Raw genomic sequence first — 22,990 nt, forward strand, 5'->3', positions numbered from 1 at the left:
ACACTACCATTATTCTTTAGTACCTTAGTATATTTGACAAAAAGCTTTGTTTTTAAAAAGTAAAATAGAAGCTTATGAGAAGATTCATTTTGTAGCAATTTCTAAAATACGAGACATTTATATATTAACCTTTTTTACATGCTAAACGCATCAATAAAAATAATATTTTTTTATTAAGAACGGTCATCTATCCCCGATCCTGTTACGGATAAAAGATAAATAATGGTTTTTTGTAGAATACTACTTAGGAAAAAGTTCAGTATGAACAAAGGAGGGTTATTTGTGTAATTCTTCTTTCAATATGGATCAAGTGTGGTGGTGAAGGATATGGTATGGCAAGACATGGTGATTCGATTGGTTGTGGCAGTATTCGCTGGGGCATGTATAGGAACCGAACGTCAATGGCGGCATCGGATGGCTGGATTACGAACGAATGCTCTTGTCTCATTGGGAGCCTGTTTATTTGTGATATTATCTGTCATGATTCCAGGAGAATCAAGTCCTACACGGATTGCAGCTCAGGTTGTAAGTGGAATTGGTTTTCTCGGCGGGGGAGTCATTATTCGAGAAGGTCTGAGTATACGCGGATTAAATACAGCTGCCACATTATGGTGTGCTGCGGCAGTAGGAACTCTTGTCGGGGCGGGATTTCTAAAAGTAGCTATAATAGGTGCTTTGGGAGTTGTGTTGGCAAATGTTTTACTCCGTCCTATCGCATTGTATATGAATAAAAAGTCTAGAGATTATATAAAAGAAGACATGAACTATGTAATATCTGCAACATGTTTAGATAAGGATGAGGGCCATATCCGAGTCTTGTTGATGCATTTGGTGCATGCAGAAGGCATCGGCCTTAAAGAATTGAATAGTGAAGACATCGAGAATAGCCAAAAAGTAAATGTACGTGCATTTTTACATTGTGACACGAAAAAAGCAGCACTTATTGAAAAAATAGTAAGCCGTTTAAGCCTGGAATATAGTGTAACCTCTGTCGGGTGGAAATCAATTCCTGAACAAGATAATGATTAAACTATTGAAAACAACTGAATCTAATATAAAGGTGAAAAAGAATAGCAGAAACACCGCTATTCTTTTATTAATTTTCTTTCCAATAAGCCGACCAATTGGTACATGATGGTAGCGAGTACTGCGATAACCAGTAGTGCTAAGAATACAAGTGTAAAGTTAAAAACTTGGAAACCGTAAATAATCATGTAACCCAATCCTTTCGATGAAACAAGGAACTCCCCGACGATCACACCAACCCATGAAAGGCCGACATTTACTTTTAATGTAGAAATAATGGTTGGAAAGCTTGCCGGCATGATCGCTTCTTTAAAGCATTGAAAGCGTGTCGCTCCAAGTGTTTGCAGCACTTTTAAGTAGTTGGGGTCTACTTCTTTGAACGAAGTATAGACGACAATGGCGGTAATGATAACGGAAATGATGACCCCATTAGCAATGATCGATGTATAGCCTGGACTTAAGGCAACTATGATGACTGGTCCTAGAGCGACTTTTGGCATCGCATTAAAAATAACAAGATAAGGGTCCAATATTTTAGAAATCATTGGTGACCACCAAAGAATAGCAGCGATAATGACTCCAAAAATCGTGCTGATCAGAAAGCCCGCCACGGTTTCCATTAGTGTAGCTTCTAGATTGATCATTAATGTCCCATCCTGAATTTTCTCTATACCTAAATGCCAAATTTTTGACGGTGAACTGAATATGAGCGGGTCAATCCAATGCATCCGGCTTAAAAACTCCCAACTTGAAAAAATGAGCAGGAAAATAATCAGCTGATAAAACCGGACCCAACGTTTTTCGATTTTAAGAGATTGAATGTAATGGTTATGGAGGAGTTCCACCTTATCCTTTTCCTGGTTCAAGCGACTCCAACTCCTTCCATATCATTTGAAAGATGCTTGTATAAGCTTCATGGTTTCTTGCTTCAAATGGTGAGAGTATTCTTAACTCCTCAGGCATTGAAAAAATTTTGTGAATCCTGCCGGGATTCGAAGCAAATAAATAAACTCTGTCACTCATCGCGATCGCTTCGCCAATATCATGGGTGACGAGAATGGCAGTCTTGCCAAATTCATCTAACGTACGGGATACCAAATCTTCAAGCTTTAATTTTGTTTGATAATCAAGCGCGGAAAACGGTTCATCCAGCATCAAAAGTTTAGGTCCTGTGGCCAGTGTGCGCACAAGGGCCACGCGCTGCCTCATTCCGCCGGATAATTGCTTTGGTAGTTGTTTTTCAACCCCTTGCAGACCAATTTGATGTAATAAGCTGAGCGCGGTCGTCTTTGTTTCTTCTGTGAGCTGTTTCGATAATTTTAGGCCAAGTAGCACATTTTCTTCAATCGTTTTCCAAGGAAACAAATAATCTTGCTGCAGCATATAACCAATTTCATTTTTTGAGGTCGATACTGGTTTATTCTCCAAAAGGACAGTTCCTTGAGTGGGTTTTAATAAGCTAGAGATAATCGAAAGTAGGGTCGTTTTCCCACACCCGCTGGGACCAAGAAAGGAGATGAATTCCCCTTCCTCTATTGTCAAACTTATATTGGAGAGGGCCGTGACAGCAGTGTCTTTGGTGAAATAGGTGTGATGGACATCTTGAACGGTCAAGAAGCTCATGATGACGGCCTCCCTTTCTGATTATTTTTTCATTACTTTCTCGGCAATGGCTGTATTGACAAGGGTTTTATAATCCACTTGCTTCGGCAGATCGCCGGCTTCTTTCATAATGTTTTGCAAATTATTCCATTCAACTTGATCCAGAATGGGATCAGTTGCATAGGAGCCCTGGTTCTTATAGCGGTCGATCACTGTTTTCATAATCTCGGGATCGGTATCGGGAAAATAGGATTTTACCGCATCGGCAATTTCCTCGGCACTATGGGTTTGCACCCATTGTTGTGCCTTATAAATCGCTCTTGTAAATTTTTCAATCGTTCCTTTATTTTTGTTAATATAGCTTTGTTTGGCCATGAAACTGGTATAGGGAACATGGCCGGATTCTTTCCCGAAGGAAGCAACAATATAGCCTTTTCCTTCTTTTTCAAAAATGCTCGCAGTCGGCTCAAATAATTGTACAAAGTCGCCGGTTCCGGAAGCATAAGCATTCGCAATATTGGCATAATCGATATTCTGAATTAATTTCACATCTTTATGGGGGTCGATGCCATGTTTCTTTAACACGTACTCCCCAACCATTTGCGGCATTCCGCCTTTGCGCTGTCCGAGGAAGGTTATTCCTTTTAATTGATCCCAAGTGAAGTGATCGATTTTCTTCCTGGAGAATAGGAAAGTGCCATCTGTTTGAGTCAATTGCGCGAAATTGATCGCTGGATCATCCGAGCCCTGAGCATACACATAAATGGATGTTTCGGAACCAACTAGCGCTACATCGGCAGCTCCCGTCAAAAGGGCAGTCATCGTTTTGTCACCGCCGGGTACGGTTGTCAAGGTGATATCCAGACCTTCATCTTTATAAAACCCTTTGGATATGGCAACATATTCAGGAGCGTAAAAAAGCGACCTTGTTACTTCGGCAATCCGTACTTTTTCCAGTTTCTTCGGGGCTTGTGTTTTCGTATTGTTAGTACATGCAGCTAAGGAAAACGTTAGCATAGTAATAAGGAAAAGGGAGAAACTGAGTTTTAGCCATTTTTTCATATCGGAACCTCCTTTAAACGATTTGAAAATTACAGGGCTGTTTGCCTAAAATATCGTATGAATGGGAAAAAAATGTGTGAATGCCTAGTTCCGAAATTTTTTATAAAGGGTCGAAAAGGATGAATGAATATAATGGTAAAATAATAGAAATTCAGCGGTTTCCTTCACCTAACCCTAATGTTGAATTAAAGATGGTTACATATATTTCCGAGGGATTTAGGGTCAAGGGCATGCTGGCTGAACCAAGGGCTGCCGGGAATTATGATGGGTTTCTATATTTGCGAGGCGGCATTAAAAATGTCGGGAAAGTCAGGCCGGCACGAATTGCCCAATTTGCCCAAGAAGGGTTTATTGTCTTTGCCCCATTTTATCGCGGGAATCAGGGAGGGGAAGGCAATGAAGATTTTGCAGGAGAGGATCGTGAGGATGCTTTTAGTGGGTTTTTGTTATTAAAGTCACTGCCAAGAGTAAAAAAAATTCATATTTTAGGATTTTCACGGGGCGGCGTCATGGCTCTTTTGACGGGCATTCATTTTCCGGAAGCAGCGTCTGTAGTTACATGGGGCGGGGTGACGGATATGGCCTTAACCTACATGGAGCGGAAAGATTTGCGGAGAATGATGAAGCGGGTAATCGGTGGCACACCTAGGAAATTTCCTGATCGGTATCGGTTAAGAACTCCATTATATAAATTGGAGAAGCTTGAGGCACCTGTTCTGATCATTCATGGCCTGAACGATCACAATGTTTCGATCGAGCATGCTTACCGGCTCGAGAGGCGGCTCAAAGCATTGGGCAAACCGGTCGAATCATGGTATTTTCCCGAGTTTACGCATTATTTTCCTCCAGCTATTAACCGAAAAGTTGTCTCTGATTTGACGAAATGGATGAAAAGTCATCACGAAAAATGATAAAATATAGGTATTAAGTGCAGAGGAGCGGATTAGTATGGGAATGCCCCTTGAATTAAATACGCTGATTGTAACAAAGGGAAGAGAGAAGCGGATAGAAGAGAACTTGTTTGTTTTAGAAAAAGAAGGCTACAGGCTTTATCCGATCGACATCCCCGTTGAGGTGAAAAAAACGCTGGAAAGTGACACAAGCGGAACAGCTGTGATCAAAAAAATCGAGTGGCAAAACCATCTTACTACGATAACGTATCAATTAATTTCATTAAATTCCACGAACTAAAGTGGGTATCAATGCCTGCTTTTTTCTTTTTGGCCGATAGATCAACACAAATTGCAGTGATATCAACACAAAATAAGACGATATCGACATAAAATGATGCAATATCAACAAAAAAGCTGGCACCATATCGGGTACCAGCTTTACTTTTACTATTAAGCAATCGGACCGCCTTTTTCGGAAATTTCCGGAGAAACGTTGGAGAATTTTTTGAAGTTTTCCCGGAATTTTACGGCTAATTCCTTGGCTTTCTGATCATATGCTTCTTGGTTTGACCATGTTTTTCTTGGCTGCAGCACTTCATCAGGAACGCCGGCAATATGAAGCGGGATATTTAAGCCGAAGTACTCGTCTTTAACCGTTTCAATATGGTTTAATTCTCCTTCAAGAGCCGATTGCACCATGGCTCTTGTGTAGGAAAGTTTCATGCGGCTGCCAACCCCATATTCCCCTCCAGTCCAGCCAGTATTGACAAGGAACACATTTACATTATGTTCCAATATTTTTTCTCCGAGCATTTCAGCATAACGGATTGCTGGCAGTGGCAGGAATGGAGCCCCGAAACAAGTCGAGAAGGTGGCCTCAGGTGATGTTACACCGCGCTCTGTTCCGGCAAGTTTTGACGTATATCCGCTTAAGAAATGGTACATCGCTTGTTCCTTCGTCAATTTAGCAATTGGTGGCAACACTCCAAAGGCATCTGCTGTTAAGAACACAATCGTATGCGGGTGGCCGGCAATGCTTGGCAGGACAATATTGTCAATCGCCTCAATTGGATAGGCAGCCCGTGTGTTTTCTGTCAATGTATTATCATCATAATCAGCAATTCGTGATTCCGGGTTAATAATGACGTTTTCTAATACGGTTCCGAAGCGGATGGCATCAAATATTTGCGGTTCTTTTTCACGAGATAAATTGATACATTTTGCATAGCAGCCGCCTTCAATATTAAATACCCCATTGGAGGACCAGCCGTGTTCGTCATCACCGATCAGTTTGCGGTTCGGATCGGCTGACAGTGTTGTTTTGCCGGTTCCTGACAATCCAAAGAATAAGGCAACATCACCTTCAGGTCCGACATTGGCCGAACAGTGCATTGGAAAAATATTTTGTTCTGGCAGTAAATAATTCATGACTGAAAAAATCGATTTTTTCATCTCGCCGGCATATTCTGTTCCGCCGATTAACACAATCCGGCGTTCGAACGAAATAATAATAAAGGTTTCAGATTTTGTTCCGTCAACAGCAGGATCTGCTTTGAAATGTGGTGCCGAAACAACCGTGAATTCCGCTTCATGGTTTAACAGCTCTTCTTCGGTTGGGCGGATAAAGAGCTGATGAACGAATAAATTGTGCCAAGCTAATTCATTAATCACTTGAATAGGCAGTCTGGATTTTTGATCTGCACCGGCAAATCCTTTAAAAACGAAAATTTCGTCCTTTTGCTTCAAGTAATCCAGTACTTTATAATAAAGGTTAGTAAAAGCTTGTTCGGAAATTTGCTGGTTTGCATTCCAGTCAATTTTATCTTTTGTTGATTCTTCAACGACAATAAATTTATCTTTCGGAGAACGGCCTGTATATTTGCCTGTTTCAGCACAAATAGCTCCGGTAGAAGTTAACGATCCTTCGTTTCTTGCCAAGATTTTTTCAACTAACTGTGGAACAGATAGTTGTACTTGTACATTGCTTTTCTTTAATAATTGTTTTACATCAGTGGGAATGTGAACAGAATTCATTTTTTCTGAAACCATCCTTTGCAAAATTTTTAACCATAAAAATAGTATATCACATTAAAACGAATAGTCTATACTAATAAATGAAATTATCATTTTTTATACTATATTCCTTATATTGCTTCAACAAGTGGAAAGTAATGGATTTTAATTTTCATCTATCAAAAGCCAAAAAATTATTGACAATATTCTTCATATTACGTTATGATTTTACCTTGAACGGATACTCTCTTATCCCGAGCTGGTGGAGGGACAGGCCCGATGAAACCCAGCAACCTGCAACAAAGAAAATGGCCGAATGACGGACATTTTCCGAGCAAAGGTGCTAAACTGATGCAAGGCTTGACCTTGAACGATAAGAGTGAAAGGCGCGCGAGAACAGTATTGCTCTGAAACCTTTCCTCATATGGAAGGTTTTTTTGTTTTTTGCGAAGGATATTTATCATGGAGTTTAAAATAAATATTCCATTTTTATTTCATACTACAAAGGGAATGAGTTCCGTTTCAACCCGAGGTTAAACGGGAAGGTCCATAAAAAGCCAAATCAGATAACCTCACTTACTTCATCAATATAGGAGGAATTCAGATTGTCTGCAAAACGTCGTTTGTTTACTTCTGAATCAGTAACGGAAGGTCATCCGGATAAAATCTGTGACCAAATTTCTGATTCCATTTTAGATGCCATTTTAGAAAAGGATCCTAATGCCCGTGTTGCGGCTGAAACATCCGTTACAACCGGATTGGTTCTAGTTGCCGGTGAAATTACCACATCTACATATGTAGATATTCCGAAAATTGTCCGTGAAACGATTAAAGAAATTGGCTATAATCGTGCGAAATACGGTTTTGACTCAGAAACTTGCGCTGTTTTAACATCAATTGATGAGCAATCTCCTGATATTGCTATGGGTGTTAACCGTGCGCTTGAAGCACGTGAAGGTCAGATGTCTGATGAGGAAATTGAAGCGATTGGTGCAGGGGACCAAGGATTAATGTTCGGTTTTGCCTGCAATGAAACAAAAGAGCTAATGCCTTTGCCAATTTCCCTGGCTCATAAGCTGGCCCGACGCTTAACGGAAGTACGTAAAGACGAAATTCTTCCTTACCTGCGTCCGGATGGAAAAACACAAGTTACAGTAGAATATGATGAGAATAACAAACCTGTCCGTATTGATACGATTGTTATTTCTACTCAGCATCATCCGGAAATTTCACTGGAGCAAATTCAACGGAATATTAAAGAATATGTTATTAATCCGGTTGTTCCGCAAGAATTAATTGATGAAAATACCAAATACTTCATTAACCCGACAGGACGTTTTGTAATTGGCGGACCACAAGGGGATGCAGGGTTAACTGGCCGTAAGATTATTGTCGATACGTACGGCGGTTACGCACGCCATGGCGGTGGTGCCTTCTCCGGTAAAGATCCGACGAAGGTTGACCGTTCCGCTGCCTATGCAGCCCGCTATGTGGCGAAAAACATTGTCGCAGCTGGTCTCGCGGAAAAATGCGAAGTACAGCTTGCCTATGCGATCGGTGTTGCCCGTCCGGTTTCCATTTCGATTGATACATTCGGCACAGGGAAAGTTAATGAAGAAGTTCTTGTTGAGTTAGTTGAGAACAATTTTGATTTGCGTCCAGCAGGAATTATTAAGATGTTAGATTTAAGACGTCCAATTTACAAGCAAACTGCTGCCTACGGACACTTTGGTCGTTCTGATGTGGATCTTCCTTGGGAGCGGACCGATAAAGCGGAGGCCCTGAAAGAACAAGCGGCAAAATAAATAGTTAACCAATAAAATGGGAGTTGCAAATTGCATAAAACTCCCATTTTATTTTTGTTTAAGTCTCCTTTTATCGGGTATAGAGGGTTTAAGTAGGACAATAGAAGTAAAAAATGGAGATACGTTAAATTTTCCTATTGTTCACAGTGCCATTTTTAATAAAAAATGTTAGTATTAAATAGTGTGTTTTTTTGAAGAATACCCTTTACGGGTGATATGAATGGAGTAGGTGAAGTACATAATGTGTGGCTTTATTGGTTGTGTACACGAGAAACCGCAGGATTATCGTGAAGATCAGAAACAGCTGTTTAAAAATATGAATAATATTATTACCCACCGTGGACCGGATGATGATGGTTATTATGTTGATGAGCATATCCAATTTGGTTTCCGCCGTTTAAGTATTATTGATATTGAGTCCGGTCATCAACCGCTGACTTATGAAAATGAGCGCTACTGGATTATTTTTAACGGCGAAATTTATAACTATGTTGAGCTTCGGGAAGAGCTTTTAAAGGAAGGCCTAACATTTTCGACAAGCTCTGACACAGAAGTGATTATTGCCCTTTACAGCCATATAAAAGAAAAGGCCGTGGAAAAGCTACGCGGAATGTTTGCCTTTGTTATTTGGGATAAACAGGAACAAACTCTATTCGGTGCACGTGATCCATTTGGTATTAAACCGTTCTTTTATTTGGAAGATGGAGACAAAACTTTCTTCGCTTCAGAGAAAAAAAGTATCTTGCTGGCACTTGAGAACGATGTACTGAATTATGATGCCCTGCAGCATTATTTAACCTATCAATTTGTTCCGGAGCCAGATACGCTTTCATCCGGAATTAAAAAGCTTGAACCGGGCCATTATTTTACGAAAAAAGCTGGCGGAAAAATGGACATCAAGCGTTATTGGAAGGCAAGCTTTAAGCCGGTGAATCAATCAGAAGCTGATTTCATTAAAGAAATTCGCGATGTATTGTTTGATTCGGTTGAAAAACATATGCGCAGTGATGTTCCAGTTGGTTCTTTTCTTTCTGGCGGGATTGACTCTTCGGTCATCGCTTCTATCGCGAAAGAATTCCATCCGTCTATTAAGACGTTTTCGGTCGGTTTTCAGCGCGAAGGCTACAGTGAGATCGATGTAGCCAAAGAAACAGCAGAGAAGCTTGGGGTTGAAAATATCAGCTATGTGATCACACCTGAAGAGTATATGAAGGAAGTACCGAAGATAATGTGGCACATGGATGACCCTCTCGCAGACCCGGCATGTGTTCCGCTTTATTTTGTCGCACGAGAAGCGAGAAAGCATGTTACAGTTGTTCTTTCCGGAGAAGGTGCGGATGAGTTGTTTGGTGGCTATAATATTTACCGTGAACCACAAGATTTGGAAGTTTTCAACAAAATTCCGCGGGTTGGGAAAGCATTGTTAAGAGGAATTGCCAACATAATGCCGGAAGGAACAAAAGGCAAGAGTTTCATTGAACGCGGGACGACCCCGATGGAAGAGCGTTATATCGGCAACGCCAAAATGTTCACAGAAGAAGAGAAGCGCGATTTGTTAAACGTGTATCGGGAAGGATTGAACTATACGGACGTTACAAAGCCGCTTTATGAAGAATCAAGAGGCTATGACCCTGTAGACAGAATGCAATACATCGATATTCATACATGGATGCGTGGGGATATTTTACTGAAAGCAGACCGCATGACAATGGCACATTCTTTAGAGCTCCGTGTGCCGTTCCTTGATAAAGAGGTATTCAAGGTGGCGTCTAAAATTCCAACCAGCTTGAAAACAGCCAACGGAACGACCAAGTATGTTTTAAGAAAAGCGGCTGAAGGGGTTGTTCCGGATCATGTTCTAAACCGTAAGAAGCTTGGATTCCCAGTGCCGATCCGTCACTGGTTAAAAGCAGAAATGGATGATTGGGCGAAAAACATCATTCGTGAAAGCAATACAGATCATTTAATCAATAAATCCTATCTGCTTAAACTCTTGGATGATCATTGCCTTGGAAAAGCAGATAACAGCCGGAAAATTTGGACTGTGCTGATGTTTATGGTTTGGCATCAAGTATTTGTTGAAAAAGTATATTCATTCCAGTCTGAAGAAAAGATGCTGGCAGCGGTAAAACAATAATGGAGAAAGACACCCAACTAAGCGATGGGTGTCTTCTTTATGCAAGGGATTTTTTTCCTGACAAAGAAATCTTCTTGTATCAATGTTTATTGATCTTTGTGGTAAAATATAAAAATTAAGATTTGCTGTTTGTAACTTATTTTCTAGGGGGAAGCAAGATGTGGAAGTGGGAAGCAGATGAAGAAGCAAAAGCGGTAATCGTGATGGTGCATGGTGCCATGGAACACCATCGCAGATATGGCTGGCTGATTGAAATGTGGCGTATGTCGGGCTTTCATGTCATTATGGGTGATCTTCCCGGCCAGGGCATGACAACAAGATCCCGCCGCGGCCATATTGATTCTTTCGATGAATACATATTTGAGGTAAAGGATTGGATTCAGGCAGCCTACCGTTATGAATTGCCGGTGTTTTTACTTGGCCATAGTATGGGAGGATTGATTGCCATCCGCTTGATGCAAGAACAAAGGTTAAATATTGCCGGAGTTATATTGTCATCACCCTGTTTAGGTCTTGTCCAATCCCCGCCAAAATTATTAGAAATTATGTCCTATGGTTTAAATTTTGTTATTCCTACTTTAAGAGTGAACTCCGGTTTAACCATTCAAATGGCAACTAGAAATAAAGATGTCTGGGAAGTGGATTCGAATGATACGCTGTATGTGACAAAGGTTTCTGTCAGATGGTATCGTGAACTTGCCCATGCGATGAAGCAGGCTTTTCTTAATCTTGGCAAAACCCAGGATATTCCGCTCCTTGTGATGCAAGGCGGAGATGACAAAATAGTAAATAAACTTTCTGTTAAAGAATGGTTCAATCATGTTCCGTTGTCTGAAAAGCGATTTAAGGAATGGCCGAAATGTTACCATGAAATTTTTAATGAACCTGAACGGGAAGAAGTTTTTGATTACGCAAAAGACTTTGTACTGGGACAGTTAAAAGCAATTGGCTATATTGTTTAACAGCCTTGCGATTATTCCTTGCATGCCAAGATCAAAATTTAAACGTTAAAGAAAGGTTGTCGTTTTGAATGATGCCAATCACACTTATGTCGAGGGTATATCGCAAAATACTGCCAGCTGTTCATCAAGAATTAGCTTATTGGAAGGGAAGGGCAGAAAAGATCCCCAATCCGGAACTTAAGAAACAAGCTCTTGCCAGCATCGAACATAAAGCCTTTCATTGCGAGGGAGGAGCGATTCTTGCCTTGACAGCTGGGGAGAAATATAAAAAAGCAGTAAAGTTTATCGTCGCTTATCAAACCATTAGCGATTATCTCGATAATCTTTGTGACCGCAGTACATCACTTGATCCTGATGATTTTGCCGCCCTTCATGAATCCATGTCGGATGCACTTGTGTTAGAAACAGTAGAGAAGAATTATTACCGCCTTCGCAATGATCAGGACGATGCCGGTTATTTGCATGATTTATCCTCGACATGTCGTTCTATTTTGAAGGATTTAGAAAATTATGATCTTATTCAAACTTATTTACTCGAACTTTGCCAGTATTATTGCGATCTGCAAATTCACAAGCATGTGAAACAGGAAGAACGAGTACCCCGGCTTGAAAAATGGTTTCAACATCATAAGAACGGATTGCCGGACATGGAATGGTATGAATTTTCAGCCTGCTCGGGTTCGACGCTAGGGATCTTTTGCCTTACTTCTTATGCGATGCGCGAGGATTTTAAAGCAAGTGATGCGTTAAATATCCGGAATGGTTATTTTCCTTATATTCAAGGTTTGCATATTTTGCTGGATTACTTTATTGATCAAGAAGAGGATAAGGCTGGAGGCGACTTGAATTTTTGTACATATTATGAAAGTGAGGAAGCACTTTTTAATCGGCTTACCCATTTTGTTACGGAAGCAGACCGCCATACGAACTGTCTTCCCCATAAAAAATTCCATCAGCTGATTAATCGTGGGCTGCTTGGCATTTATTTGTCAGATTCCAAAGTGCGAAAACAAAAAAATGTCCGCAAGCTTGCCAAAAAAATTATCAAATCAGGCGGGTGGGCCAGTTATTTCTTTTATTTTAACGGTTTGGCCTATCGCTCGCTTCAAAGATCGGTTCCTTCATTTGTTACCAAGATGATCGCGAGATGACAACCTTTGCCGTACAAAAGAAAAACCAGGTATGGCCTGGTTTTTAACGTTTTTCAATAGCAATAATAAACGGCGGGTTATTTTGTTGGTTAATATATTGGTATTGCAACACATGAGCGAAATTTTGGTCTATTTGCCGGCAATAGTGTAATAATGATTCACGTTCCTGAGCACCGCCTTCATGACCGTGGTAAATAACAAGCACAATGATTCCTTCAGGTGCCATGATGGTAAGCAGCTGTTCGATTGCGGCGATAGTCGTTTCAGGGCGGGTAATGATCGTTTTATCACTCCCCGGTAGGTAGCCAAGATTAAAAATACCGCCTGTGATCAATCCATGGTGGGCTTGTGGAATGGAACTGGAAATTCCTTCGTGTCCTTTATGAAAAAGGGTTACACGCTCAAGCAGGCCGCTTTGGACTAAACGCTCCTTTGTTGCTTGAATGGCCTGTTCCTGTACATCAAAGCCATACACTTTTCCGGTTTTACCAATCAGTTCAGCAAGAAATACAGTATCATGTCCATTTCCAACAGTGGCGTCAACAACAATATCTCCAGGTTTCACACACTTTTGCAATAAAATCTTTGCAAACGGCAGAATTCGGTCCAGTTTCATGATGGATCTGCCTGCCTTTCATTGTAAAACTTCCCCTGCCAGCTATCTCTTCGCTTCAACTCTGTATCGATCGAATTCAATACTTCCCATTTATTTACACTCCACATCGGTCCGATCATAAGATCAATCGGCCCGTCACCTGTAATCCGATGTATAATCATTTCCGGCGGTAAAATTTCCAATTGGTCACACACTAAGTTTACATAGTCTTCCCGGGAAAGAAACTTGAGCATTCCTTTTTCATATTGCTTGACCATCGGAGTGCCTTTTAGCAAATGAAGCAGATGAATCTTAATTCCCTGAACATCCAGCTTGGCTACTTCCCTTGCAGTTTCCATCATCATGTCATAGTTTTCCTGCAGAAGGCCGTTGATAATATGGGAGCACACCCGTATACCGTGTCTTCTAAGTTTATGGACACCTTCGATATAGCATGGAAAATCATGAGCCCTGTTAATCAGCTTTGCTGTCTCTTCGTGAACGGTTTGCAAACCAAGCTCCACCCATAAGTACGTTCTTTCGTTTAATTCAGCCAAATATTCGACAACATCATCGGGGAGACAATCAGGACGGGTAGCGATCGATATACCGACAACGTTTTCTTGTTTAAGGACGGTTTCATACTTTTCACGAAGAACTGATAAAGGTGCATGGGTATTCGTAAAGGCCTGGAAGTAGGCTAAATATTTGCCTTCTTTCCATTTTGTATGCATTTTTCCCTTGATTTTTGTAAATTGTGTTTCTAATGATTCGGTACGATTGCCGGCGAAATCCCCAGAACCGGCAGCACTGCAAAAGGTACAGCCGCCATAAGCGACGGTACCATCCCGGTTAGGGCAGTCAAATCCGCCATCTAACGCAATTTTAAATACTTTTTGGCCAAAGTGCTGGCGGAGGTGGTAATTCCACGTATGGTATCGTTTATTGTCTAGTGCATATGGAAAAGGTTTCGTCTGAAGCATTTCGAAAACCTCCTTGATTTTTTAAAAGAGTGCATAAAAATAATTTTACCATGAACACATACAAAGGTTCCAGTAATTATCAATTGTTTAAGGTTATAGGACAAAGAATCGCCGAACACAATAAGATATGAAGCAGAACGCTTCATTAGTTAGTTGAAGGGGGTTCTTAAATGGCTACTCGCGCTTCAATGGATGTTTTATCACAGCAAGTAGAGGATACAATTCGTTATGCTGAAGAGCAGTATAAACAAAGCAGCCTTGAAGAACACTATAATAACGATGATTATACAAAGGCATTGCAACAGCTGGAAGAAACATACAATGAAATTTGCAAAATGGCCATTAGTGCTAACGCACAGCAGCGGGAAGAACTTCATAGAATGAGGCTGCAAATTCAGCAGCTACAGAACAGTTTGATCCTGCAAGGGACTAGAGGAGGAGAACAGTTTTGAAAAAACGTTCGAAGCAGCAAAATCCTGAACAAAAGACGAGAAACGGTATTAATAATCAAGATCTGGAACTTGGCCGAGATGTGGATTTAGTCAAACAGGCGAAAAAGAAATATGAAAATACAGGTGGACAGCCTGTGAAATCAAAAATGCATCAGGAACCGGAACAATCATCGTAACATTTCAATATCTCCTAACTTTTGTTGGGAGATTTTTTACATATAAAAAGTATTGCACAAGAATAAAAAAAACCATAAAATGAGGGAATCGAAATAAATTTATACAAAGGAGCGATTTTGATGCCGCGCGTCTTATGGATGTTGGTATTGGGGATGGCAGTGAATATAATCGGTTCTTCTTTTTTATGGCCTTTAAACACCATTTATATTCATAATCATTTAGGGAAATCTTTGTCAATAGCTGGGATCGTGCTGATGTTGAATTCCGCAGCAAATGTAATCGGCAACCTGATCGGCGGTCACTTATATGACAAAATCGGCGGCTATAAATCCGTTCTTTTGGGGATTGGAATTGCTCTTTTGTCTCTGACTGGACTTTCAATCTGGAATGACTGGCCGCAGTATATGTTGTTATTTACAATTTCAGGTTTTGGGACGGGAATCATTATTCCGGCAATGTATGCAATGACGGGGGCAGTTTGGAAAGAGGGCGGACGGAAAGCCTTTAATACACTGTATATCGCGCAGAACATCGGGGTTGCAATCGGAACGTCCCTTGGCGGGTTTGTAGCAGATTACTCATTTAAACTTATTTTCTTTGCTAACACCATTATGTATGTCATTTTTCTCTTTATTGCTTTATTTGGGTATCGGAACATATCCACTCCTACAATGGAGCGCAAACAAGAAGCCCTGGTTGCTGTAATTGACAAGAATAGGACCAATCTGCAAGCTCTGTTGATTCTTTGTTTAGGCTACTTGCTGTGCTGGATTGCTTATAATCAGTGGACGACAACTATTGCATCCTATACACAGCAAATCCATATCTCCCTAAAGCAGTACAGCTTTTTATGGACAGTTAACGGCGGTCTTATCGTGCTTGGACAGCCGTTTTTAAACGGATTGTTCAAGCAGGTGAAAATGACACTTAAAATGCAGATGTTAGTTGGGATCGGCATTTTTATTGTTTCATTTCTTATAGCTGCAAAGGCTGGTTCCTTTACAGGATTCCTAACGGCCATGATCATCCTAACCATCGGAGAAATGTTTATCTGGCCGGCAGTACCCACCGTCGCCTTCAACCTCGCGCCAAAAGGCAAAGAAGGCACCTACCAAGGCATCGTCAACAGCTCCGCCACTGGCGGCAGAATGATCGGCCCCGTCATCGGCGGCCTCATCGCCGACATGTACGGCATGACCGTACTATTCATCGTCATGATCGGACTGTTCCTAGCAGCAATCATCACCACACTAACATATGACCGTGCTTTAAAGAAAAGAAAAGTAGTGGTGTCAGGCACCGTTCGTGGACAAATGTAGGTTTTGTCCACGTGGGGTGGACAGTGTTTAAAGTGGTTTCAATTTATGGTAAGCCAAACTTAAGAATTGCAATTTTTTGTAGGACAGGAATGCTTGGTGTTCTTCTTCTTTAATGTTTAAAACTTTTGGGTCTTGTTAAGTATGAAATTAGGCTCGGGTTTACTTGCATCTTGTTTGAAAATTTACTACAATTGTATGTACGTATTATATGAATATTTGAATGACAGTGATTAGGAGTAGTAGTGATTAAACCCCGCTTAAAGAGAGTTGACGGCTGGTGAGAGTCAACCGGGAAGATCATGAACTCGCCTATAAGTTGCAGACATGAACATCAGTAATGTTTGCCGTTTGCCGCGTTAAGGTGGATGAAGCGAGTGCAAATGCACTAATGTGGGTGGTACCGCGGGAAGATACATATAATCCTCTCGTCCCTGTTCGGGATGAGGGGGTTTTTTATTTATACATTAGGAGGAAATGAAGATGAGTTTCGATCATCAAAAAATCGAGAAAAAATGGCAAAAAAGATGGGAAGAAGAAAAAACATTTAAAACAACAGAAGAATATGGAAAACGTAAATTCTACGCCCTTGACATGTTTCCATATCCATCTGGAGCTGGACTGCATGTCGGACATCCAGAGGGATATACGGCAACAGATATTCTCGCCCGCATGAAGCGGATGCAAGGCTATAATGTATTACACCCGATGGGCTGGGATGCGTTCGGCCTGCCGGCAGAACAATATGCGCTGGATACCGGAAATGACCCGGCGGAATTTACAGAGAAGAACATTGACACATTCCGCCGCCAAATTAAATCTCTTGGCTTTTCTTATGATTGGGATCGGGAAGTAAATACGACAGATCCTGAATACTATAAATGGACACAGTGGATTTTCCTGAAACTATGGGAAAAAGGTCTTGCTTATATTGATGAAGTTCCAGTGAACTGGTGCCCGGCACTTGGAACGGTTCTTGCCAATGAAGAAGTAATCGACGGAAAAAGTGAACGAGGCGGCCATCCGGTGGAACGCCGGCCAATGCGCCAGTGGATGTTGAAAATTACCGCCTATGCGGATCGTTTGCTTGAAGACCTTGAAGAACTTGACTGGCCGGAAAGCTTGAAAGAAATGCAACGCAACTGGATCGGTCGTTCAAAAGGGGCAGAAGTCACCTTTCGAATTGACGGGCATAATGAAACTTTTACTGTTTTCACCACCCGTCCAGACACATTGTTTGGTGCCACTTATGCTGTGCTGGCTCCGGAACATGCCTTAGTGGAAAAAATCACAACAGCAGCGCAGCGGGCTGCAGTGGATGCCTATTTGGACCAAGTAAAAAGAAAGAGCGATCTGGAGCGTACTGATCTTGCCAAAGAAAAAACAGGTGTCTTTACCGGTGCTTATGCCATTAATCCGGCAAATGGTGAAAAAATGCCGATCTGGATTGCTGATTATGTTCTAGTCAGCTATGGTACTGGTGCCATTATGGCCGTTCCGGCGCATGATGAGCGTGACTATGAATTTGCCCGGAAGTTTGACCTGCCAATTAAAGAAGTGGTCGCCGGTGGTAACATTGAAAAAGAAGCCTATTCTGGCGATGGCGAACATATTCATTCTGATTTCTTAAACGGTTTAAACAAAGAGGATGCCATCCAGAAAATGATTTCCTGGCTTGAAGAAAACGGGATCGGCACGAAGAAAGTCACCTACCGCCTGCGCGATTGGCTGTTCAGCCGCCAGCGTTATTGGGGAGAACCGATTCCGATTATCCATTGGGAAGACGGCTCAATGACGGCTGTACCAGAGGATCAGCTGCCGTTAACATTGCCAAAGACGAAAGAAATTAAGCCGTCTGGAACAGGTGAATCTCCGCTCGCCAATATTGAGGAGTGGGTAAATGTTGTAGATCCGGCAACAGGAAAGAAAGGCCGCCGTGAAACCAATACAATGCCGCAATGGGCGGGAAGCTGCTGGTACTATATGCGGTATATTGATCCGAAAAACGATCAAGCGTTGGCTGCCGAGGAAAAATTAAAACACTGGCTTCCGGTTGATATGTATATCGGTGGTGCCGAGCATGCCGTCCTTCACTTGCTCTATGCCCGCTTCTGGCATAAGTTTTTATATGATATTGGCGTCGTACCGACAAAAGAACCATTTCAAAAACTATTTAACCAAGGAATGATACTTGGGGAAAATAATGAAAAGATGAGCAAGTCCAAAGGAAATGTTGTAAACCCAGATGACATTGTGAAGAGTCATGGTGCCGATACCCTAAGATTATATGAAATGTTCATGGGGCCGCTGGATGCATCAATCGCATGGTCTACCAATGGTTTGGATGGTTCGCGCCGCTTCTTGGATCGTATTTGGCGATTGATGGTAGAAGAAAACGGTGAGCTGAATCCAAAAATTCAGCCAAATCAAGAGGCGTCCAGTTTGGAAAAAGTGTATCATCAAACTGTTAAAAAGGTGACAGAGGATTACGAAGGCCTTCGTTTCAACACCGCGATCTCCCAAATGATGGTCTTTATCAACGAAGCTTATAAAGCAACTGTGCTTCCAAAAGAATATATGGAGGGCTTTGTTAAATTGCTTTCACCAGTCTGTCCGCATATTGCAGAAGAGCTTTGGGAAAAACTCGGACACAGTGACACCATTTCATATGAATCATGGCCTGCATATGATGAAGCAAAATTAGTTGACGACGAAGTGGAAATTGTCGTTCAGGTAAATGGCAAGGTTAAAGCAAAACTGAAGGTGCCAAATGAAGCAACGAAAGAAGTGTTAGAAGGAATTGCAATGGATGACGACCGGGTGAAGGAACAGATTGAAGGAAAAACAGTCCGTAAAGTCATCACAGTACCAGGTAAACTTGTTAATATCGTTGCAAATTAATTGCATTTGGAAACTCTCGAATAAGGGAGAATGACTATTGGATAAAGGATTATACTTTTGAAAAGCATTCTCAAATGGAGTCTCATCTGCTGTGCGGGCTGTCGGGTCCGCATAGCACCCATAGAAAGGATGATTGGGATGGAAGAAATTAAAATCATTACACCAGAAGAATTACAACAAAAACTTAAGGCGGGCGAAAAACTTGAGCTTGTAGATGTAAGAGAAGATGAAGAGGTGGCAGAAGGAATGATTCCGGGGGCGAAGCATATCCGCATGGGGGACATTCCGGCCAGTCTAGATTATTTTGATAAGAATAAAGAATACATTTTTATTTGCCGCTCCGGCCGCCGCAGTGAAAATGTCTGCTACTATTTACAAGAACAAGGCTATAAAGTCCGCAATATGATTGGCGGAATGCTAAACTGGCCCGGAGACGTAAAATAACCGATTCCAATTTGGAATCGGTTTTATGATCGTCGATAGGAAAGCATAACTTTCCTATCGGCATAAGTATAACTACGTCTTATGAACCGTCTCACCGAACTTGTCAATGGGCGAGCTTTCTAATCAAACTATCTTTCATCAGCACCACACCAAAGATGATAAACGGCAGTATATTTACCACTGCTAAAATGTTGCCGAAAAAATCAGTGCCGGAAAGAAGCCCATGAATCGTTACCATTATATAAAGGATAGGGTTGAGTGCATGCAGCTTTCTCCACTTTTGGTAACCAATAACCTTCCGTAATTTAGAAGTAATAATCGTTAAAATGATAAAATACAATGCCAGTGTTCCGAGAGTCATCGACAACGGCTGATAGTCGGAGGCAAATGGTACCAGCACTTCCAGCCAATTAAAGGACATATATGAATCAATCAATAAGAAACCGATATGTCCGATCGTCAAAACGAGTGCCCAATTGGCGAGTGATTCATGCCAATACAAGGAGGTAGTCATTTTCCTTTTTCTTTTTTTCTGAACTTGTGAATAAAGTCCGACAATGATTGAAAGATATAACATGATATAAGCTACTGTACCTGTTGCTCGGATCATGTACCATTCATACATCTCCATTTTTATAAACCGCCCCCTCTCCAAATTTCACCGTTTTTATTGATTAACACGGCACCAAGTCCTTTTTTGTTTACCCATTCTTGTCCTTTTTTTTCTCCAAGTAACAGAACCGTTTTGGCCCACACATCCGCCACGATGGCAGTTGGTGCTGTAATCGTGGCAGAAACAATCGTGCTGTTAGAGGATGTTCCGGTTCTAGGGTCTATTAAGTGATGTCTTTCCTCGCCATTTACAAGCCACTTTCGTTTGGCAGAAGTTGAGGTGCAGACAGCACCGCCTTCCAATTGAAGGGAGGTAAGGATGTTAGCCGGATCAAAAGGATTCTCAATGCCGATGTTTAATGAACGCGGCAGCTCACCGAAAACACGAATATCCCCTCCGACATTGATAAAACCAAATCCGTGTTTTTCTAACAACTGAGCAGCACGGTCGAGGATCCAGCCTTTGGCAATACCGCCCAGATCGATTGTGGCATGCAGGATAGCTGTTTGTCTTTTTTCATTTAAGGTGACAGGAAATGTCCGAACAGTCTTGAAGTTTTTCGGGACAGTATCTGTCAATTCTTTTCCTCTAATCGTTTCAATCGAAGCGGCATATCCGTTCGTCTCAAGAGCTTCTAAAATGCCAGGATTAAACATTCCGGATGTTTCCCGGTAAAAACGCTCTGCTTCTCTTAAAATGAAATACATTTCAGGAGAGATGCTTATTTCATTTTCAAGCTGCTGATTTAATTTCGACAATTCACTATCCGGCAGGAAGCGGCTGCAAAGATTCTCCACGAACTCAAATTGTTTATAAACAGGAAGCAAATCATTGGCAAACAACTCATGACTAATGGAGATGGTCACCATTGTGCTCATAGAGTTAAATTGATACTGAAACATCAGGTTCCACCTGTCGTTGTATCAAAGCCGCGATGATGTCCGAAAGAACTTCCGTCGCTGGAAAATTGGTCTTGCTGATCGTTAGTTCCGGTGCTATTGTCAAAATTGCTGCCATCATTCGGATTGATTTGGGAACCAAATGTTTGGTTGAATGAATCCCCTTGACTGCTTGGCAGCCCAGCCCCATCTTGTGATTGTTGTCTATTCTGTTGAGAGCTATGATTATTTGTTTTGTCATTATTTGATAACCCAAGGTAAGACACCATTCCTGCTACGAGTGCTAAACTGCTAAAGCTGACACCCCAAGAAATTTTTTGTTTTTTATCCAATTGGATGGCTCCTTTCTTTTTCCTTAAGCTCAACATGAAGTTTACAAGTCCAACCTTAAGTTATACTTAAAAATTTCTGGAAATGTATTTTTAAAATTCAGAAAATAAGTCCATACTGTGAATAAAAAAGAGAGGAGAGAATCTTGGTGATTCAAGTGAAATTATTTGATCTTGAGCATGAAAAGGATTTGGAAAAGGAAATGAATCGATTTTTAAAGGGGCTGGATGAAAAGAGTCTACTGGATATTAAATATAATGTAGCTGCTTTTCCTGAAGAAGAGGAAGAAGAACAAATTTATTGTTTTTCTGCCATGGTTATTTACAGGGCCTGAGATTTTCAGGCCCGATCATTTTTGCTATAAAGAGCAGCGTTTGTGCCGGCAAGTCTCCCGGTTACAAGGGCAGCGGTAATATTATATCCGCCCGTATACCCGTGAATATCAAGAATTTCACCGCAAAAATATAAGCCGGGCATCAGTTTGGATGCCATTGTTTTTGGATCCACTTCTTTTACCGAGACACCACCGCCGGTGACGAATGCTTTTTCGATGGGCAAGGTGCCATTGACGCGAAACTGAAATTGCTTGCAGTGTTTGGCAAAGCGGCGGATTTTCTCATGAGAAATGCTGCCGCCTTGTTCAGCAGGATCGATTTCGCTTTGATCGAATAAAAATAGGAGATAACGTTCCGGCAGTAGTCCTTTTAAGGTATTTTTGATACTTTTTTTCGGTTCAGCTTTGATGAGCTTTACTATTTCTTGGAAAAGCCCCTCTTCCGTTTTTTCCGGAAGGGCATCAAGGCTCATGGTAACTTCTTGTAAATTCCATTTTTTCATTGCTTTGACGACAAACTGGCTCGATCGGAGAACAGCAGGGCCGCTAATGCCAAAATGAGTAAACAGCATGTCCATTTGATGGGTAATGATTGGTTTGCCTTTTGGGTTTAATACGCTTAATTTTATGTCCCTTAAAGATAATCCCTGAAGGGTTTTATTCACAATGAACGGTTCATTGGAAGTAATAGGCACTTCGGTCGGAAAGAGTTCCGTGATCGTATGTCCTGCTTTTTCCGCCCAGGCATAACCGTCGCCAGTCGACCCGGTTTGCGGGACAGACTTTCCACCAACAGCCAGGACAACCGCTTTGGCGCTGATGGTTTGTCCATCTTTTAACAGCACTGCTGATACATGGTGCTGATCATACATAACCTCTTCTGCTGCGCAATTTTTAAATACGTTTACGTGTAATTTTTCTAATTGTGATAATAAGGCGTCCACTACGGATTGCGCTTTGTTGGATACCGGGAACATCCGCCCGTGGTCCTCCTCTTTTAAAGCGACTCCCAGTCCTTCAAAGAATTTGATGATATCTTCATTGCTGAAAATTGAAAAAGCACTGTATAAAAATTTGCCGTTTCCCGGTATATGCTTTATGATTTCTTCTATTGGAAGTCGGTTCGTCACATTGCACCGCCGACCGCCGGAAATTGCCAGCTTCCTGCCAAGCTTGCTGCCTTTATCGATTAATAGCACCCGGGCTCCTTTTTCCCCGGCGGCAATTGCGGCCATTAACCCAGAGGGACCGCCGCCAATGACAATTACATCATATTCCATACTTTCACCACTTTC

Annotated in this window: 23 protein-coding genes, 1 riboswitch and 1 other annotated feature; of the genes, 13 read left to right on the forward strand and 10 right to left on the reverse strand. The window is 41.5% G+C overall.

Annotated elements, in window-relative coordinates; genetic code table 11:
- The first annotated feature begins 327 nt into the window (after positions 1-327).
- The gene (locus tag BFU02S_RS03720) at positions 328-1,029 is read left to right on the forward strand and encodes an MgtC/SapB family protein (RefSeq protein ID WP_066366769.1); all 702 of its coding nucleotides are present in this window, start codon (positions 328-330) and stop codon (positions 1,027-1,029) included.
- 56 nt (positions 1,030-1,085) lie between these two features.
- On the opposite strand, the gene BFU02S_RS03725 is transcribed toward BFU02S_RS03720, so the two are convergent.
- Genes BFU02S_RS03725 through BFU02S_RS03735 form a run of 3 tightly spaced genes read right to left on the reverse strand, consistent with a single transcriptional unit; the run spans position 1,086 to position 3,690 of the window.
- Complete coding sequence (locus tag BFU02S_RS03725; protein ID WP_066366771.1) at positions 1,086-1,892, reverse strand: ABC transporter permease; 807 nt, start codon at positions 1,890-1,892, stop codon at positions 1,086-1,088.
- The gene (locus tag BFU02S_RS03730) at positions 1,873-2,649 is read right to left on the reverse strand and encodes an ABC transporter ATP-binding protein (protein ID WP_066366773.1); all 777 of its coding nucleotides are present in this window, start codon (positions 2,647-2,649) and stop codon (positions 1,873-1,875) included. The genes BFU02S_RS03725 and BFU02S_RS03730 overlap by 20 nt, the downstream gene beginning before the upstream one ends.
- A gap of 21 nt (positions 2,650-2,670) precedes the next feature.
- On the reverse strand, positions 2,671-3,690 hold the full coding sequence (locus BFU02S_RS03735) for an ABC transporter substrate-binding protein (RefSeq protein WP_066366777.1): 1,020 nt from the start codon (positions 3,688-3,690) through the stop codon (positions 2,671-2,673).
- Positions 3,691-3,809: 119 nt separating this feature from the next.
- On the opposite strand from BFU02S_RS03735, the gene BFU02S_RS03740 reads away from it, so the two are divergent.
- Positions 3,810-4,601, forward strand: coding sequence for an alpha/beta hydrolase family protein (locus BFU02S_RS03740; RefSeq protein ID WP_066366778.1), 792 nt, complete (start codon positions 3,810-3,812; stop codon positions 4,599-4,601).
- Positions 4,602-4,638: 37 nt separating this feature from the next.
- Entirely contained in the window at positions 4,639-4,881 is a 243-nt protein-coding gene (locus BFU02S_RS03745) for a DUF2584 domain-containing protein (RefSeq protein ID WP_066366781.1), read from the forward strand.
- 152 nt (positions 4,882-5,033) lie between these two features.
- Here the strand turns inward: BFU02S_RS03745 and pckA are convergent, their stop codons facing one another.
- Positions 5,034-6,617, reverse strand: a complete 1,584-nt coding sequence (pckA, locus tag BFU02S_RS03750) for a phosphoenolpyruvate carboxykinase (ATP) (protein WP_066366783.1) — start codon at positions 6,615-6,617, stop codon at positions 5,034-5,036.
- A gap of 225 nt (positions 6,618-6,842) precedes the next feature.
- Positions 6,843-6,976: riboswitch (SAM riboswitch) on the forward strand.
- Between the two features lie 225 nt (positions 6,977-7,201).
- Here pckA and metK point away from each other — a divergent pair.
- From metK to tbcS, 4 genes are all read left to right on the forward strand, one after another.
- Positions 7,202-8,401 (forward strand): methionine adenosyltransferase, encoded by a 1,200-nt coding sequence (gene metK, locus BFU02S_RS03755; protein WP_066366785.1) that lies wholly within the window; start codon positions 7,202-7,204, stop codon positions 8,399-8,401.
- Between the two features lie 241 nt (positions 8,402-8,642).
- A complete protein-coding gene (asnB, locus tag BFU02S_RS03760; protein ID WP_066366787.1) occupies positions 8,643-10,538 on the forward strand; it encodes an asparagine synthase (glutamine-hydrolyzing) in 1,896 nt (631 codons plus the stop codon).
- A gap of 158 nt (positions 10,539-10,696) precedes the next feature.
- On the forward strand, positions 10,697-11,500 hold the full coding sequence (locus tag BFU02S_RS03765; protein ID WP_066366788.1) for an alpha/beta hydrolase: 804 nt from the start codon (positions 10,697-10,699) through the stop codon (positions 11,498-11,500).
- 68 nt (positions 11,501-11,568) lie between these two features.
- On the forward strand, positions 11,569-12,651 hold the full coding sequence (tbcS, locus tag BFU02S_RS03770) for a tetraprenyl-beta-curcumene synthase (RefSeq protein ID WP_066366791.1): 1,083 nt from the start codon (positions 11,569-11,571) through the stop codon (positions 12,649-12,651).
- A gap of 43 nt (positions 12,652-12,694) precedes the next feature.
- On the opposite strand, the gene mnmM is transcribed toward tbcS, so the two are convergent.
- Both mnmM and mnmL read right to left on the reverse strand, forming a co-directional pair.
- Complete coding sequence (mnmM, locus tag BFU02S_RS03775) at positions 12,695-13,267, reverse strand: tRNA 5-(aminomethyl)-2-thiouridylate-methyltransferase MnmM (protein WP_066366792.1); 573 nt, start codon at positions 13,265-13,267, stop codon at positions 12,695-12,697.
- Positions 13,264-14,229 carry a tRNA modification radical SAM protein MnmL/YtqA gene (gene mnmL, locus BFU02S_RS03780; RefSeq protein WP_066366793.1) on the reverse strand — a complete coding sequence of 322 codons (966 nt, stop codon included), beginning with the start codon at positions 14,227-14,229 and terminating at the stop codon, positions 13,264-13,266. Before mnmL ends, mnmM begins: the two co-directional genes overlap by 4 nt.
- A gap of 170 nt (positions 14,230-14,399) precedes the next feature.
- Between mnmL and BFU02S_RS03785 the strand changes: the two genes are divergently transcribed.
- The 5 genes from BFU02S_RS03785 (at position 14,400) to BFU02S_RS03805 (ending at position 19,519) form a co-directional block, all read left to right on the forward strand.
- Positions 14,400-14,681 carry a YtzC family protein gene (locus BFU02S_RS03785; RefSeq protein WP_066366795.1) on the forward strand — a complete coding sequence of 94 codons (282 nt, stop codon included), beginning with the start codon at positions 14,400-14,402 and terminating at the stop codon, positions 14,679-14,681.
- Positions 14,678-14,857 (forward strand): glycogen biosynthesis protein GlgD, encoded by a 180-nt coding sequence (locus tag BFU02S_RS03790; protein WP_066366799.1) that lies wholly within the window; start codon positions 14,678-14,680, stop codon positions 14,855-14,857. Before BFU02S_RS03785 ends, BFU02S_RS03790 begins: the two co-directional genes overlap by 4 nt.
- 120 nt (positions 14,858-14,977) lie before the next feature.
- A complete protein-coding gene (locus tag BFU02S_RS03795) occupies positions 14,978-16,177 on the forward strand; it encodes an MDR family MFS transporter (protein ID WP_066366800.1) in 1,200 nt (399 codons plus the stop codon).
- A gap of 217 nt (positions 16,178-16,394) precedes the next feature.
- Positions 16,395-16,613: a binding site (T-box leader), on the forward strand.
- Between the two features lie 44 nt (positions 16,614-16,657).
- Positions 16,658-19,075 (forward strand): leucine--tRNA ligase, encoded by a 2,418-nt coding sequence (gene leuS, locus BFU02S_RS03800; protein WP_066366838.1) that lies wholly within the window; start codon positions 16,658-16,660, stop codon positions 19,073-19,075.
- A 138-nt stretch (positions 19,076-19,213) separates the two neighbouring features.
- Positions 19,214-19,519, forward strand: a complete 306-nt coding sequence (locus BFU02S_RS03805) for a rhodanese-like domain-containing protein (RefSeq protein WP_066366850.1) — start codon at positions 19,214-19,216, stop codon at positions 19,517-19,519.
- A gap of 103 nt (positions 19,520-19,622) precedes the next feature.
- On the opposite strand, the gene BFU02S_RS03810 is transcribed toward BFU02S_RS03805, so the two are convergent.
- Genes BFU02S_RS03810 through BFU02S_RS03820 form a run of 3 tightly spaced genes read right to left on the reverse strand, consistent with a single transcriptional unit; the run spans position 19,623 to position 21,363 of the window.
- Positions 19,623-20,150, reverse strand: a complete 528-nt coding sequence (locus BFU02S_RS03810; protein ID WP_066366851.1) for a ferric reductase-like transmembrane domain-containing protein — start codon at positions 20,148-20,150, stop codon at positions 19,623-19,625.
- 2 nt (positions 20,151-20,152) lie between these two features.
- Positions 20,153-21,034 (reverse strand): FAD:protein FMN transferase, encoded by an 882-nt coding sequence (locus tag BFU02S_RS03815; protein ID WP_066366854.1) that lies wholly within the window; start codon positions 21,032-21,034, stop codon positions 20,153-20,155.
- Complete coding sequence (locus tag BFU02S_RS03820) at positions 21,034-21,363, reverse strand: hypothetical protein (protein ID WP_066366855.1); 330 nt, start codon at positions 21,361-21,363, stop codon at positions 21,034-21,036. Before BFU02S_RS03820 ends, BFU02S_RS03815 begins: the two co-directional genes overlap by 1 nt.
- 146 nt (positions 21,364-21,509) lie before the next feature.
- On the opposite strand from BFU02S_RS03820, the gene BFU02S_RS03825 reads away from it, so the two are divergent.
- Positions 21,510-21,695, forward strand: a complete 186-nt coding sequence (locus BFU02S_RS03825) for a sporulation protein Cse60 (RefSeq protein WP_066366856.1) — start codon at positions 21,510-21,512, stop codon at positions 21,693-21,695.
- 5 nt (positions 21,696-21,700) lie between these two features.
- On the opposite strand, the gene BFU02S_RS03830 is transcribed toward BFU02S_RS03825, so the two are convergent.
- Positions 21,701-22,975 (reverse strand): BaiN/RdsA family NAD(P)/FAD-dependent oxidoreductase, encoded by a 1,275-nt coding sequence (locus BFU02S_RS03830; RefSeq protein ID WP_066366859.1) that lies wholly within the window; start codon positions 22,973-22,975, stop codon positions 21,701-21,703.
- Positions 22,976-22,990 lie beyond the last annotated feature (15 nt).

The sequence above is a fragment of the Neobacillus fumarioli NBRC 102428 genome (genome assembly GCF_001591485.1).
GTDB classification, from domain to species: Bacteria; Bacillota; Bacilli; order Bacillales; family Cytobacillaceae; genus Neobacillus; species Neobacillus fumarioli.

Excerpts from the sequence above, each read along its gene's own strand:
- BFU02S_RS03720 (WP_066366769.1), top strand. The coding sequence starts at position 328 with ATGGTATGGCAAGACATGGTGATTCGATTGGTTGTGGCAGTATTCGCT.
- BFU02S_RS03730 (WP_066366773.1), bottom strand. The coding sequence starts at position 2,649 with ATGAGCTTCTTGACCGTTCAAGATGTCCATCACACCTATTTCACCAAA.
- BFU02S_RS03735 (WP_066366777.1), bottom strand. The coding sequence starts at position 3,690 with ATGAAAAAATGGCTAAAACTCAGTTTCTCCCTTTTCCTTATTACTATG.
- BFU02S_RS03740 (WP_066366778.1), top strand. The coding sequence starts at position 3,810 with ATGAATGAATATAATGGTAAAATAATAGAAATTCAGCGGTTTCCTTCA.
- BFU02S_RS03745 (WP_066366781.1), top strand. The coding sequence starts at position 4,639 with ATGGGAATGCCCCTTGAATTAAATACGCTGATTGTAACAAAGGGAAGA.
- pckA (WP_066366783.1), bottom strand. The coding sequence starts at position 6,617 with ATGAATTCTGTTCACATTCCCACTGATGTAAAACAATTATTAAAGAAA.
- asnB (WP_066366787.1), top strand. The coding sequence starts at position 8,643 with ATGTGTGGCTTTATTGGTTGTGTACACGAGAAACCGCAGGATTATCGT.
- BFU02S_RS03765 (WP_066366788.1), top strand. The coding sequence starts at position 10,697 with ATGTGGAAGTGGGAAGCAGATGAAGAAGCAAAAGCGGTAATCGTGATG.
- tbcS (WP_066366791.1), top strand. The coding sequence starts at position 11,569 with ATGATGCCAATCACACTTATGTCGAGGGTATATCGCAAAATACTGCCA.
- mnmM (WP_066366792.1), bottom strand. The coding sequence starts at position 13,267 with ATGAAACTGGACCGAATTCTGCCGTTTGCAAAGATTTTATTGCAAAAG.
- mnmL (WP_066366793.1), bottom strand. The coding sequence starts at position 14,229 with ATGCTTCAGACGAAACCTTTTCCATATGCACTAGACAATAAACGATAC.
- BFU02S_RS03785 (WP_066366795.1), top strand. The coding sequence starts at position 14,400 with ATGGCTACTCGCGCTTCAATGGATGTTTTATCACAGCAAGTAGAGGAT.
- BFU02S_RS03795 (WP_066366800.1), top strand. The coding sequence starts at position 14,978 with ATGCCGCGCGTCTTATGGATGTTGGTATTGGGGATGGCAGTGAATATA.
- leuS (WP_066366838.1), top strand. The coding sequence starts at position 16,658 with ATGAGTTTCGATCATCAAAAAATCGAGAAAAAATGGCAAAAAAGATGG.
- BFU02S_RS03805 (WP_066366850.1), top strand. The coding sequence starts at position 19,214 with ATGGAAGAAATTAAAATCATTACACCAGAAGAATTACAACAAAAACTT.
- BFU02S_RS03810 (WP_066366851.1), bottom strand. The coding sequence starts at position 20,150 with ATGGAGATGTATGAATGGTACATGATCCGAGCAACAGGTACAGTAGCT.
- BFU02S_RS03815 (WP_066366854.1), bottom strand. The coding sequence starts at position 21,034 with ATGTTTCAGTATCAATTTAACTCTATGAGCACAATGGTGACCATCTCC.
- BFU02S_RS03830 (WP_066366859.1), bottom strand. The coding sequence starts at position 22,975 with ATGGAATATGATGTAATTGTCATTGGCGGCGGTCCCTCTGGGTTAATG.